This is a genomic window from Streptomyces sp. NPDC057623 (assembly GCF_042800355.1).
In the GTDB taxonomy this organism is placed as follows: Bacteria; Actinomycetota; Actinomycetes; order Streptomycetales; family Streptomycetaceae; genus Streptomyces.
Genome location: NZ_JBHVGZ010000012.1, coordinates 110718 through 123240, shown reverse-complemented (window position 1 = coordinate 123240; position 12523 = coordinate 110718). Strand labels below are relative to the sequence as shown.

The following is a 12523-nucleotide window of genomic DNA, read 5'->3' as shown; positions in this document are numbered from 1 at the left end:
TCATCGCTTCCATCGCGAGTGTGCCTTTCACCGCAGCAGGTAGGGCATGTTGACCGTGACGGCCCCGGTGGGGCAGCGGGCGGCACAGGGGCCGCAGTACCAGCACTCGTCGACGTGCATGTACGCCTTGCCGCTGTCGGGGTTGATCGCCAGGGAGTCCAGCGGACACATGTCGACACAGAGCGTGCAGCCGTCGATGCACTTCGACTCGTCGACGGTCACGGGCACGTCGGCCCGCTGGGGCACCAAGGGCATGGCTGTCTCCAGTGAGGTACTGCTGGGGTGAGGGAAAACGCTGCGCGGATCGCGGGCGTGTCAGGGGGAACGGCGCGGCATCGCGCTCAAACGGAACGGCGCAGGAGCCCGTTCATCGTGATCCGGTCCCCGCGGAACCGGATGAACTCCAGGTCCACGGGCCGGCCGTCGCACAGATGGGTGAGGCGCTCCAGCATCAGCACGGCGGTGCCGCGCGGTGCCTGGAGCACGGTGGCGGAGTGCGCGTCGGCGTTGACGGCTTCCAGGGTGATCTCGGCGTGCCCGAGCGGTTGTCCGGTGATCTGCTCCAGCAACCGGAAGACGTCGGTGTTCTCCAGGTCGGCGCCGACGAGTTCGCTGCCGATGTCCAGCGGCAGATAGGTGAGATCGAGGGAGAGCGGCAGCCCGTTCAGCTTGCGGAGCCGCTCGATGTAGAGGACGTCGGTGCCGGTGGGCAGCCGCAGTCGCTCGGCCACGGGTGCGGGCGCGGCGACGGGCCCCATGGTCCGTACCTCGTTGCTGACCCGGCCGTGTTCCCGCAGGGTCTCCGCGAGTCCCATCAGCCGGTCGAGACCGTGCGCGTACTTCTCGGCGACGACGACGGTGCCGACGCCGGGCAGCCGTTCGACGAGCTGCTCGGCCCGCAGCAGGTCCAGTGCGTGCCGGACGGTGTTGCGGGACACCTGGTACTCGGCCGCGAGGACGTCCTCGTGAGGCAGGGCGCCACCGGGAAACCCCCCGGTCAGGACGAGGTGCCGCAGCAGGTCCGCGAGCTGGCGCGCCCGGTCGGCACGCAGTCGCCGACGGCGGGCTGCGGCGAGCGGCGCGGTGTGCTCGCGGGTTCGTTCGGCTGGCATGCGGTGACCATACCGACGGTTCCCACTCAATGGTGTTGCTGAATCATTGCGCCACCTGAGTCCCCTTCACCTGACCGCTGACCTGCTCTTTCCCTGGGCTTCGAGGCGGTTTCGCCACTATGCCCGCAAGCTGGGCGTCAGGTACGGACGGTCCGCGGCCGCCGCACGGGCCCGGGAGAGGGAGTCCGCTCACATCGTCATGAACCCGATGAGCTCTACACATAAAGAAGAAATAAGCGCAGAATGGGCCTAGGCGGCGCCAACCGCACACCGCACCAGACGCGGTCAGGCCTGCGAGTCAAAGGAGACGAGTCATGGCCAACGTCTCGCCCACCAGAGGTGACATCACAGCTCACCCTGATGTATCCGAAATGCGGGATCGCTACGCCCGCATGCTCGGCGGTCGTGATGTGGCGCTCGTGGACGGACCGGTGTTCCTGCTCGGTCTGTACTGCGCCGTATCCCCCTGGATACTCCACTACACGACGAGCCAGCCCGCACTCGTGACCCACAACCTGATCATGGGCATCGCGATCGGCCTGCTGGCCCTCGGATTCACCCGGGCTCCGGAACGCATGTACGGCCTGAGCTGGGCCTTCTGCGCGATGGGAGTCTGGATGATCATCGCGCCGTGGATCGTCGGGGACAGCCCGGACGCCGGCGTCGTCGTGAACAACATCATCATCGGCGCGCTGGCCGTGTGCCTGGGCCTGCTGTGCGCCGGTACGGCGGCGAAGAGCACCCCGAGGCCGTAGCGCCACCCGGGAGAGGAGACTCGCCGGCCGGTCCGCACCCGCGGGCCGGCCTTCCCTCTGTCCCTCCCCCTCCGTCTCCCCTTCGGCACCCGGGTTCAGCGGGTCGGCATCAGCCACGGCTCCTGCGGCAGGACATGGCCGGTCTCCAGCAGCGACTTGAGGTTGGACAGCACGGCCGGCCAGCCGGACGACACGTCGGCGCGGGCGCTCTCGTCCGGCAGGTCCTCGTGGGTGACCGTGAGCCGGACGATCTCGGCGTGCCGCTGGATGTCGAAGGTGACCCTGGAGTACTTGTCCTCCTGCCCCTCCTCGTCCGGCGCCACCCAGGTGGTGACCAGACGGCCCGGCCGCTCGCTCTCCACGACGGTGCCGACCACGTCGGCGATGCCCGAACCGTCGGTGCGGACGTGCTCCCAGCGGGAACCGGCCCGCCAGTCCGAGACGTTGCTGTGGCCCCAGTAGGCGGCCGTCAGGTCGGCGTCGGTGAGCGCGTCCCAGACCTTCTCGGGCGTGCTCTCGATGTAGGTGACGTACACGAAGGTGGGCTTGTCGGTCATGGCTTCCTCAGCTCGTCGTTTCACGGCCCCGAGCACACGCAGGCGCGGGCTCTCGAACTTGTCGATCCACCGCTCCTGGATCTCGTGCAGCGGGACCGGATTGAGGTAGTGCAGCTTCTCCCGCCCCCGCCGCACCGTGCCGACCAGGTTGGCGGCCTCCAGGACGGCCAGATGCTGGGTCACCGACTGGCGGGCCATGCCGCTACCGGCGCACAGCTCACCCAGCGTCTGGCCGTTGTCCTCGTGCAGCCGGTCCAGGAGACGTCGGCGCGTCTCGTCGGCCAGCGCCTTGAAGACCTTGTCCATCCCGGAGCCACTGTCTGATCGCACACTCAACGTTATGCAGGCAATTGCCTGCATGTCAATCCGTGCAGTTTTTCCCTTTTGACCCATATATGCCGAACGACTGTTACATGACGTATGGGAACCCTTGACGGACGGTCCGTAGCGTCGAACGCGTCGGAACGAACCCCATCGAAGGAACGACTCACTGATGCGTGCTCCCCGCCCCCTGCGCACCGCCCTCGTCGCCGCCGGTGTCACCACCGCGCTGGGCATCTCGGCAGCCGGCGCCTTCGCCGTCGTCGCGCCCGCCACCACGTCCGGCGCGACCCCGGCCGGCCACACCGAGGCCAAGCGCGTCCACGTGAAGACGGTGCAGCTCGCGGACCACGTCAGCCGGTTGAAGGTCTACAAGACCGGCAAGGACCGCTACGAGGCGGAGATCTGGGCCGAGGGCCAGAGGTACGGAGCCCTTTACACCCAGGGCAGGGCCGCGTACGCCCAGCACAACGCGCTGCACATCACCCTGCACCCGGACGGCGAGGTCACGTCCTGGATCGAGCGGGCCAAGCCCCGCCCCGAGTCGGTCGTCAAGCGTGTCCTGGTCGACACGGTGACGCTGGCGGACGGGGCGACGAAGGCGAAGCTCTACCGTGTGGCCCCCGACCGCTACGAGGCCGACATCCTCGCGGACGGCGTACACCTCGACACACTCGTCACCGACGGCCACCGCGCCGCCCGCGGCGAGAACAACGGACTGCACGTCGTCCTGCGGCCGGACGGCCGGCTGACCTCCTGGTTCGACGCGGCCCCGACAGCCTGACCGGCCCCGCGCACGCGCGTGCGCGGCCTCGGGGACGTCAGGCATCAGGGGCGCCGCAGGCGGGCCTCAGGGCAGAAAGAACCCCAGCTCGCGCCGGTGTTCAGCCACCCAGGCGTAGGCGTTGCGCACCTCGTCCACCACACCGCGTTCCCGCAACCCCACCATGGCCGGCTCTCCCCGCACGGCGCCGGCCACGATGCCCCTCCAGCAGCGGTCCTGCCACCACAGGATCACGTCGACGAGCCCCTCGCTGCCGCTTCCCGGCCCGTACGCGTCGCAGACGAGCGCGATCCGCCGGGCCGTCTCGAAGACGTCGGTGACGCCCGGTCCCAGGTCGAGGTACTGCCAGCAGACATGGGCGAGGTCATGGACACGCTCACCCGGCGCGGCCAGGTCCCAGTCGATGAGGGCGCTCGCCCACCAGTCGGCGCCGTCCATCGCGTAGACGGTGTTCCTCGGGGCGAGATCGTTGTGGCACACGACGTCCTGGTCACCGGCCAGCGGCGTTCCGTGTGTCATGTCGTGGAAAGCGCGGACGAGTTGAGCGACCCGCACGAGCCCCGCGTCCGTACCCGCCGCGGCCCGCTCCCGAGGAGTGACGGCCGTACGCCCCTCCAGGTAGCCGAACACCTCCCGGCCCCGCTCGTCGGTCCCGATGTACCGCGGGGCGCCTTCCCACCCCCGGCGCTCGAAGTGCGTGAGCAACTCCCGCACATAGCCCGACCGTTCATGCGGCGGACGCCGTACGGTCGACCCGACCCGCACGACCTTGTTCACCGCTCCGCCCCCGAGCAGCCGCTCCGCCATCCGCACCTCCGCGCTCGCACCGGTCCGAAACCACTCGCCAAGCATGCCCTCGCCCGAGCACGCTTCCCGCATGGATCATGCGGAGGTACTGCTCATCGGGGGAAGAGCCGGGGTCGGCAAAACCACCGTCGGCTGGGAGGTCTCGGCCCGGCTGCGGGCCGCGCGCGTCGCGCACGCGGTGATCGACGGCGACTTCATGGGAGCCGTCCATCCGCCACCTCCCGGCGACCCGCACCGAGCGGACATCACGGCCCGGAACCTGGCTGCCGCGTGGGGGAACTACGCCGAGCTCGGATACCGGCGCCTCGTCTACACGAACACCGTGGCGGTGCTCGACGACGCCGCGCCCATGTTCCGCCGGGCCATGGGAGACGGCGTACGTCTCGTACGCGTGCTGCTCACCGCCACCGACGAGACGGCCGAGCAGCGCCTGACCGGGCGCGAGCTGGGTTCCGAGTTGGCGCACGAGGTGCGCGGCAGCGCGCGCAAGGCCCGGCTCCTGGAGGAGCGGGCGCCCGCGGACGTGGTGCGCGTGGTCACCGACGGCCGCGCGGTGATCGACATCGCCACCGAGGTGGTGGCCGCCACCGGGTGGGCCACCGGCCGGTGTGAAACCACCGGTTGAGGCGGAACGGACTGTCCCTCCCTCCAGGGGGAACTCGAACCCGTGCGGGGACAGGAGGAAGAGGGGCGAAATGGAGATCTCCGGCATCATCAGTGCCATTGTGATCGGCGTCGTCATCGGTGTGCTCGGACGTCTCGTGGTGCCGGGACGTCAGCGCATCGGGGTCCTGTGGACCATTCTCGTCGGCATCGTGGCCGCGCTCATCGGTTCGGCGATCGCCGCCGGGCTCGACGTGGCCGACACCGACGGCGTCGACTGGGTCGAGTGGCTCATCCAGATCGGCCTCGCCGCCTTGGGCGTCGTCGCACTGGACCGGGCGAAGGCACGCCGCTGACGCCTTGACCGCTGACACGAACCGAGGACACGAGAGAACCGAGAGGACGGCGTGACGTTCAGATGAGTCCCGCGGCGGCCCGCATCGCGGCGAGGCCGTCGCGGGCCGCCGGGTGGACGGGCGTCCAGCCGAGTTCCCGCTCCGCCTTCACCGTGGAGACCCGCAGCGTCGACGCCATCGCGGCGTGCGCGTACGACATGGGCCGCATCAGCCACAGCGGTACGGTCATCGGCTTCGGCAGCCCGAACTCCTCGGCCACACAGCGGACATGGCTTCCGAAGCCCATCGGGGTGCGGTCGGCGATGTTGTACGCCTGCCCTGGACGCCCGCGCTCGACGGCGGCGACGACCGCGCGGGCGGCGTCGGTGAGCTCGATCCAGGGCAGGACCCGGCCGTGGTCGGGGGTGACGGGCAGTTGCCGCTTGCGCAGCATCGGCAGCAACGCGTCCGTGCCACCGGGGCCGTAGAACAGGCCGAAACGCAGGGCGATGCCTTCCAGCCCTTCGGAATCGAAGGTGAGTTGCTCCTTGACCCGCATCCCCGCGAGGTGCCGCTCCAGCTCCGGGGTGCGGCCGCGCGGGCCGAAGGGGGCGTCCTCGGTGATCATCTGGCCGCCGTGGTCGCCGTAGCCGTAGCCGAAGACCATCGACTCGGCCACGAAGCGCCGGGCGCCGGTGGCCTGCGCGGCCTCGATCAGATGCGGGGTGCCGTCGGTGCGCAGCGCGTTGGTGGCGTGCATGTCGCGGTGCCGCATGGGCGGCTTGCGCAGCGCGGTCGCGGCGTGGATCACCGTGTCGAAGTGGTGGCCGTCGACAGCACGCAGCAGGGCGTCCCTGTTCATCAGGTCGGCCTGGACGTCGTTGCGCGGCCCACGGCCGAGGCCGGTGACCCGGTGGCCCGCCTCGGTCAGGGCACGGGTGATGTGCCGGCCGAGGACACCGCCGGCCCCCGCGAGGAGGATGCTGCGGCTGGGGCCGCTTCCATGGCTCTCGTTCGTCGTCATACCACTGCGACGAGTCGGGAGGGCGCGGATGTGACATACCGACGGGGTGGGCCTTCTACGGCGTGTACCCGTAGGGCGTCGTCGTGGTCAGGGGCTCGAAGCCCAGCCGCTCCAGGATCGGCCGGCTCGTGTGCATGGCGTCGACCTGGAGGTACCGGTAGCCGCGGTCCGCTGCGGCACGGGCGCGGTATGCGACCAGGGCACGGTAGATGCCGCGGCCCCGCCAGCCCTCGACGGTCCCGCCGCCCCACAGCCCGGCGAACCGCGTCCCCGGCACGAGTTCCATCCGGGCGGAGCTCACCGGGGTGTCCCCGGCCAGCGCGACGACCGCGACGACCGTGTCCGGGGCAGCCGCGAGCTGGGCGAGCAACTGGTGCCGCCACCGCGTGCCGTCCGCGCCGAAGGCCTTCTCGTGCACCTCCGCGACGAGATCGACTCCCGCCCGGTCGGTCACGGGAAGGACGCGGATGCCGTCCGGCGGCCCGGCGTCCAGGGTCAGGCCGGCGACCTCGCCGACCATCAGCGTCTCCTCGGGCTCGGCCGTGAAACCGGCGTCCCTGAGCCGCCGTCCGAGGTCCACCGGGAGGTCATGGCCGTAGAGCTTCCACTCGAACGCGCGCTCCAGCCGGGAGAAGTGGGCGATCTGTCCGGCGATCGCCTCGTCGGCGCCCGTCTCGTCCAGGCCGGACCAGACGACGCCGTTCCAGCCGTGTGCGGACGACACCTGGCGCACGACCGGGCCGACCCGCTCGACCAGGGCGCCGGGGCTGTCCGGCCGCGCGCCTTCACGCATCTCCCGGTCGAAGAGGGCGAGCACCGCGGCATGATCCATGGGAGCACCCCATCACCGGCCCACCCGCACGACAAGTCGTTTACGACCGCACCGCGCCCTCCCCGGCCTCCGGTCGCACGGCCGCCAGGTACCCGCGCAGCCGGTCGCGGTTGCGGGTCAGACACTCGATGCGGGCCTGGATGCGGTCGATGTGGTCCTGGAGCAGGGCTGTCGTGTCCGGGGTGAGGTGCTCGGCAGGCAGCAGGATCTGGTCGGGGCCGGACAGGTACGGCAGGATCGCGCGGATCATCTCCGTGGTCAGGCCCGAGTCGAGCAGTCCCCGGATCTGCTGGACGGCCTGGGACATGCGACCATGCTCGAACCCTCACATCAGTGTGAAGGCAAGGGCGATCTCCGCGCACACCTTCCGAGGCAGGGGTCGTACAGCCTGACCTTCGCCGCGCGGGTCGTGGCCGGGCTGATGGGCGGCACGCTGTGGGCGATGCTCGTCGGCTACGCGGCCCGGATGGTGCCGGCCGCGCGGCGTGGCCGGGCGATCGCGATCGTGCTCGCCGGGATCACGCTCGCCCTGTCGCCGGGCGTGCCCGCCGGGACCGCGCTCGCTCAGGCGCTCGGCGTTCGGCGCGCTGGCCGGGCCGGCGGTGTCGCTGGTGGGCTGGGTGTGGTGGCGGGTGCCGGGGTTCCCGGGCGAGCCGCCGGGCGCGGGGCTGCCGCTCCACCGGGTGGCCGCGCTGCCGGGCGTCTCGACCGTGCTGTCCGTCACGCTGTTCCTGTTGCTGGGCCACCAGGTGATGTACACGTATGTAGCCCCGTTCACGGCGCATGCCGGGTTCGGTCGCACGGGGCTGGTGCTGCTGGTGTTCGGGGCGGCCACGGTTGCCGGGATCTGGGTGACCGGGGTCCTGGTGGACCGGCGTCTTCGGGCGACCCTGCTGGGCGCGCTCGCCCTGTGCACGGCGGTCATGCTCGCCCTCGGTCTGGGCGCCGGAACGCCGGCGGTGCTTCTCGTCTCCGTCGCGCTGTGGGGCGTCGCCTTCGGCGGGGCGCCCACGCTGATCCAGACCGCCCTGGTGGACGCCTCGGGCCCCGCGCACGCCGATGTGGCCACCTCCTTGCAGACCACGGTCCACAACGCGGGGATCGCGGCGGGTTCCCTCACCGGTGGTCTGGCCCTGGACCGCCTGGGTGCGGGCGCCCTGCCGTGGACCGCGCTCCCCTTGATCGCGGGCGCCTTCGCCATCGTGGGCCTCGGCCGCGTGCACGCCTTTCCGGCCGTACGTCGGCGAACCTAGGGTGGGGCAGGGAGGATCGCGCCGCGAGGAGGCCGTACAGGATGGTCGTGAAGGACAGCGAACTGCCGTATCTGCGCCGCTGCGTCGCGCTCGCGACCGAGGCGCTCGAGGCCGGGGACGAGCCGTTCGGGTCGGTGCTGGTGGGGGCGGACGGCGAGGTTCTCGCGGAGGACCACAACCGGGTCGCGGCGGGCGACCGCACCCGGCACCCCGAGTTCGAGCTGGCGCGCTGGTCCGCCGCCCGCATGACGCCCGAGGAGCGGGCGGCCGCGACGGTGTACACGTCCGGCGAGCACTGCCCGATGTGCGCGGCGGCGCACGCCTGGGTGGGCCTGGGGCGCATCGTGTACGTCGCCTCGTCGGAGCAACTGACCGCATGGCTGGCCGAGTTGGGGGTGGCGTCCTCGCCGGTCCGACCGCTGCCGATCCAGGATGTCGCGCCGGGCGTGGCCGTGGAGGGCCCGGTACACCAGCTCACGGAGGACGTCCGCGCGCTGCACTTCCGGTTCCACGGGCGGCGGACCTGACCCGAGACCCCTAGCCGAGCTCCAGCGTGGTGACGCCGAAGACGCGCTCCTGGGTGTACGGCCGCACCGGGCCCGTATACATACGGGCGGTTTCGAAGGAGGGCGTGAGACCGGCCGCCTCGGCGAGAGCGACCCCCGCCGGGTTGGTCTCGGGCACGTCGATGGCCACCGGGCGCCCGGCCGCCTCGGCGGTCAGGGCGGCGAACAGCGCCCGGGCGTCCTCGGCGGTGTCGGCGAAGAGCGGGCCGATGCGCGGGCAGTCGTGGCCGGGGCGGACCACTCCGTAGCCGGTGACGCGGTCGCCCACCCGGCGGACCACGGCGTGGTGTCCGGGGCTGGTGAGCCAGTGCGCGAGGAAACGGGGGCGGTCGGCCGGCGTGCAGGTGGCGTCGTACGCGGTGATGTCCTCGACGTCCTCGGGACGTACGGCCCGGACGTCCGCCGGTACCCGGGCGGTGGGCGCGGTTCCGGTGAACCGGACGGTCCGGTGGGCGGACTCGAAGCCCGAGCGCCGGTAGTTGTCCTGCTGGGCGACGACCCCGTCGAGGCCGACGGTGCGGTTTCCGGCGTGGGCCAGGGCTGTCTTCCAGGTGGTGAGGCCGTGGCCGCGGCCGCGCAGGTCGGGGCGGACCAGGTAGTGGCCGAGGAAGGCGTAGTCGGAGCCGTAGGTGACGACCGAGATCGCCGAGACGACTTCGCCGTCGATCCGGCCGAGGAAGAAGCCGTCGGGATCCTGCGCGAAGAACGCCGGTGCGTCGGCGAGCCCCGGATTCCAGCTCTCGTCGGCGGCCCATCCCTTGATGACCGACCAGTCGTCGAGACCGGCGCGAGTGACGACGAGGTCTTCGGGGGCCGGAGAGGCCATGAGTGCGCTCCATTCTGTAGGGGGTCACGTGCGCACGGTGATCGACCGTGCACGCGGCATCCTTTCGGATCTTCGCGGCGGGCGTCACGGCGTGATCAAGCCGTTGAGGCGCACGCCGGGGGCGTGACGCGACGCCTGCGCGCATGACGAAGGCCCCACCGACCGCCCGGTGGGGCCTTCGTGCCGCGCTCCTGGCGCGGGTCAGCGCACCGCCGTCGGGCGGAAGCGCCGGTACAGGACGGCCCCGCCCAGCACGAGAGCCGTGCCGCCCACAGCGGCGGCGAGGCTCTGGTCCGCTCCCGTGTGGGCGAGCGAGGCCTCGGGCCCTCCTTGCGGGACGGGTGCGGGCGGCACCGGGCGCGGCTGGTGCGCCCTGGGCGGTGCGGACGGCTCAGGCGTCGGCCTGGTGGTGTCGGTAGGGACGTCGCCGGGGCCGTTCACCGACTCGTTGCCGGTCGCCGGATTGCCGACACCGACGACGTTCACGCTGTTGCCGCTGATGTTCACGGGGATGTGAACCGGGAGCTGGACGACATTGCCGGACGCGAGGCCCGGCGAATCCTTTCCGCTCCCCTCGGCCGAGGCCCCGCTCTGCGACGCGGCGCCCGGCTTGCCACCGCCGTCCTTGTTGGCGCACGTATTGCCCGTGGCCGGGTTGAGCAACCCCACCACGTTCACGGTGTTCCCGCACACGTTCACCGGGACGTGCACGGGGAGCTGAATCGTGTTGCCGGCCAGCAGCCCCGGCGAGTCGGCCGCGGCGCCGTCCGCCGCGGAATCGGCGTACGCCGGCAGCGTCACAGCCATCGCGCCCGAGGCGGCGACGGCGATCACACCGTATCGGGTAACCCGTCTCATAGGTTCCCTGCCTTCCAGACATGGTCGCGGGCACTCACCCGCACCGGATAAAACGCAGGCGAACCATCCGAGTTATGGCTTATCGGCCATTCACCCCATCGAGCGTCAGGGTTGTCGAACTAGCGGTAAAAACTTCCGATGGCCGGGCGAGGGCGCGGGCCAGGGCGGGCCCGGCGCTCCCGCATCTCCGGAGGCGTTCGTTCCGGGGCCCGCCTATCGTGGGCGAGGACGCCGCTCACGGTCCGCGACGGGCGTCCCTGGAGGCAACGATGTCGGCCCACCTGTCACCGCGGCCCACGCTGCGGCGCTGCGCGGTCATCGGCGCGGCCGGCCTGGTGCTGCTCGGCACGGGGCTGACGGCGACCAAGGACAACGCCGATCCCGACCTCAGCCGCTTCTACGAGCAGAAGATCACCTGGGCGAAGTGTCCGGGCGAGGAACTGCCGAAGGATCTTCAGTGCGGCAAGGTCACCGTCCCCCTCGACTACGCCCACCCGGGGGCGGGGACGCTCGACCTGGCACTCGCCCGCTTCCGGGCCACGGGTGAGAAGCGGGGCTCGGTACTGCTGAACTTCGGCGGGCCGGGCGGTGCCGGCGTCCCCGAGTTCGTCGCCGGGGGCAAGGACTTCATGGAGCTGACGGACGGCTACGACATCGTGACCTTCGATCCGCGCGGTGTCGGCCGGTCCTCGCCGGTCAGCTGCGGCGACGCCAGCCTGCCGGACGACAGCACGGAGATCAGCCGCGATCCGCAGGCCGTCCTCGACGACCTGAAGAAGGCGGCCGCCACGTGCGCCCGCAACTCGGGCCCGGTGCTCCCTCACATCGGCACGGTCAACGCCTCGCGTGACATGGACGTGATGCGCGCGGCGGTCGGCGACAAGAAGCTCAACTACCTGGGTTTCTCCTACGGGACGCGGCTCGGCGCCGTGTACGCCGCCCAATTCCCCGACAAGGTCGGCCGGTTCGTGCTCGACGGCGTGGACACCCTGACCGAACCGCTGACCGAGCAGGAACTCGCGAGCGCCCGGGGGCAGCAGAAGGCACTGGACGAGTTCATCAACTGGTGCGTCAAGGACATCGCCTGCCCGTTCGGGCAGGACGCCCGCGAGGCCCGCAAGCACGTCGTACAACTTGTCGACTCACTGGACCAGGACCCGGTGCCGTCGGCCTTCGGCGAGCCGTTCACCGGACAGGACCTGGTCGCCGCCCTCGGACAGGGGCTCTACAGCGAGGACCTGTGGCCCCTGCTGGAGCGGGCCCTGGCCGCGCTCGTCGAGGAGGGCGACACGCACGCCATCGAAGCGTTCGCCACCGGCGGGGCCGCGCCCCTGGGCCGCGATGAGACCGAGGAGCCCGACGGCGGGCTCGTCGACGAGCAGGACATCCCGCTCGACAACCTGTCCGCGGCACTGATGGCGATCAACTGCGCGGACGACCCCGACCGCCCCACCGGCGAGCAGATCATCGGCGATCTCGACCGGCTGACCGCGGAGTTCGACGAGGCGTCGCCGGTCTTCGGGTCCTACCGGCTCAACGGGGTGCTGCTGTGCTACGGCCGCCCGAAGGGCACGGACTACATCCGCGACGACGTGAAGGACGTGGACACGCCGAAGATGCTCCTCGTGGGCACGCGTGGCGATCCGGCGACGCCGTACCGCTGGACCGAGGAGACGGCCGAGCGCCTCGGCTCGTCGGCCGTCGTCCTCGACAACAAGGGCAGCGGTCACACCGGGTACGCGTCCTCCAAGTGCGTGCACCGCAAGGTCGACACCTTCCTGCTGTACGGCACGCTCCCGCCGGACGGCAGCTCGTGCGGGCCCGAGGACGACCGCGACTAGGGCCGCGACCGTGGACTGGATTGCCCCTAATGCCCGATCGGTGAATCAG

Annotated in this window: 16 protein-coding genes; 7 read left to right on the top strand and 9 right to left on the bottom strand. The window is 71.2% G+C overall.

Annotation, left to right across the window (positions count from 1 at the left end; translation table 11 throughout):
- Positions 1–27: 27 nt before the first annotated feature.
- Positions 28–255 carry a ferredoxin family protein gene (locus tag ACFU95_RS15515; protein ID WP_031480193.1) on the bottom strand — a complete coding sequence of 76 codons (228 nt, stop codon included), beginning with the start codon at positions 253–255 and terminating at the stop codon, positions 28–30.
- An 86-nt stretch (positions 256–341) separates the two neighbouring features.
- Positions 342–1112: a GntR family transcriptional regulator gene (locus ACFU95_RS15510; RefSeq protein WP_383827330.1), complete on the bottom strand. Its 771-nt coding sequence runs from the start codon at positions 1110–1112 to the stop codon at positions 342–344.
- Between the two features lie 314 nt (positions 1113–1426).
- Between ACFU95_RS15510 and ACFU95_RS15505 the strand changes: the two genes are divergently transcribed.
- On the top strand, positions 1427–1867 hold the full coding sequence (locus ACFU95_RS15505) for an SPW repeat protein (RefSeq protein ID WP_383827328.1): 441 nt from the start codon (positions 1427–1429) through the stop codon (positions 1865–1867).
- Between the two features lie 95 nt (positions 1868–1962).
- On the opposite strand, the gene ACFU95_RS15500 is transcribed toward ACFU95_RS15505, so the two are convergent.
- A complete protein-coding gene (locus ACFU95_RS15500; protein WP_383827506.1) occupies positions 1963–2730 on the bottom strand; it encodes an ArsR/SmtB family transcription factor in 768 nt (255 codons plus the stop codon).
- Between the two features lie 187 nt (positions 2731–2917).
- Between ACFU95_RS15500 and ACFU95_RS15495 the strand changes: the two genes are divergently transcribed.
- Positions 2918–3529 carry a hypothetical protein gene (locus tag ACFU95_RS15495; RefSeq protein ID WP_383827325.1) on the top strand — a complete coding sequence of 204 codons (612 nt, stop codon included), beginning with the start codon at positions 2918–2920 and terminating at the stop codon, positions 3527–3529.
- Positions 3530–3595: 66 nt separating this feature from the next.
- On the opposite strand, the gene ACFU95_RS15490 is transcribed toward ACFU95_RS15495, so the two are convergent.
- On the bottom strand, positions 3596–4336 hold the full coding sequence (locus ACFU95_RS15490; protein WP_383827322.1) for a phosphotransferase: 741 nt from the start codon (positions 4334–4336) through the stop codon (positions 3596–3598).
- A gap of 70 nt (positions 4337–4406) precedes the next feature.
- Between ACFU95_RS15490 and ACFU95_RS15485 the strand changes: the two genes are divergently transcribed.
- Both ACFU95_RS15485 and ACFU95_RS15480 read left to right on the top strand, forming a co-directional pair.
- Positions 4407–4961: a hypothetical protein gene (locus ACFU95_RS15485; RefSeq protein ID WP_383827320.1), complete on the top strand. Its 555-nt coding sequence runs from the start codon at positions 4407–4409 to the stop codon at positions 4959–4961.
- A 70-nt stretch (positions 4962–5031) separates the two neighbouring features.
- On the top strand, positions 5032–5295 hold the full coding sequence (locus ACFU95_RS15480; protein ID WP_383827317.1) for a GlsB/YeaQ/YmgE family stress response membrane protein: 264 nt from the start codon (positions 5032–5034) through the stop codon (positions 5293–5295).
- Between the two features lie 58 nt (positions 5296–5353).
- Here ACFU95_RS15480 and ACFU95_RS15475 read toward each other — a convergent pair whose 3' ends face one another.
- From ACFU95_RS15475 to ACFU95_RS15465, 3 genes are read right to left on the bottom strand one after another with little or no spacing between them, the layout of a single operon-like run.
- Positions 5354–6298 (bottom strand): NAD-dependent epimerase/dehydratase family protein, encoded by a 945-nt coding sequence (locus ACFU95_RS15475; RefSeq protein ID WP_383827314.1) that lies wholly within the window; start codon positions 6296–6298, stop codon positions 5354–5356.
- A gap of 55 nt (positions 6299–6353) precedes the next feature.
- The gene (locus ACFU95_RS15470) at positions 6354–7130 is read right to left on the bottom strand and encodes a GNAT family N-acetyltransferase (RefSeq protein WP_383827312.1); all 777 of its coding nucleotides are present in this window, start codon (positions 7128–7130) and stop codon (positions 6354–6356) included.
- A 40-nt stretch (positions 7131–7170) separates the two neighbouring features.
- Positions 7171–7437: a hypothetical protein gene (locus ACFU95_RS15465; RefSeq protein WP_383827309.1), complete on the bottom strand. Its 267-nt coding sequence runs from the start codon at positions 7435–7437 to the stop codon at positions 7171–7173.
- 304 nt (positions 7438–7741) lie between these two features.
- Here ACFU95_RS15465 and ACFU95_RS15460 point away from each other — a divergent pair, with 304 nt between their 5' ends.
- Both ACFU95_RS15460 and ACFU95_RS15455 read left to right on the top strand, forming a co-directional pair.
- Entirely contained in the window at positions 7742–8383 is a 642-nt protein-coding gene (locus ACFU95_RS15460; protein WP_383827307.1) for an MFS transporter, read from the top strand.
- Between the two features lie 41 nt (positions 8384–8424).
- On the top strand, positions 8425–8910 hold the full coding sequence (locus tag ACFU95_RS15455; RefSeq protein WP_383827303.1) for a nucleoside deaminase: 486 nt from the start codon (positions 8425–8427) through the stop codon (positions 8908–8910).
- Positions 8911–8920: 10 nt separating this feature from the next.
- Here ACFU95_RS15455 and ACFU95_RS15450 read toward each other — a convergent pair whose 3' ends face one another.
- The gene (locus ACFU95_RS15450) at positions 8921–9775 is read right to left on the bottom strand and encodes a GNAT family N-acetyltransferase (RefSeq protein ID WP_383827300.1); all 855 of its coding nucleotides are present in this window, start codon (positions 9773–9775) and stop codon (positions 8921–8923) included.
- A 201-nt stretch (positions 9776–9976) separates the two neighbouring features.
- A complete protein-coding gene (locus ACFU95_RS15445; protein ID WP_383827297.1) occupies positions 9977–10633 on the bottom strand; it encodes a chaplin in 657 nt (218 codons plus the stop codon).
- Positions 10634–10902: 269 nt separating this feature from the next.
- Here ACFU95_RS15445 and ACFU95_RS15440 point away from each other — a divergent pair, with 269 nt between their 5' ends.
- A complete protein-coding gene (locus ACFU95_RS15440; RefSeq protein WP_383827294.1) occupies positions 10903–12474 on the top strand; it encodes an alpha/beta hydrolase in 1572 nt (523 codons plus the stop codon).
- The last annotated feature ends 49 nt before the right edge of the window (positions 12475–12523 follow it).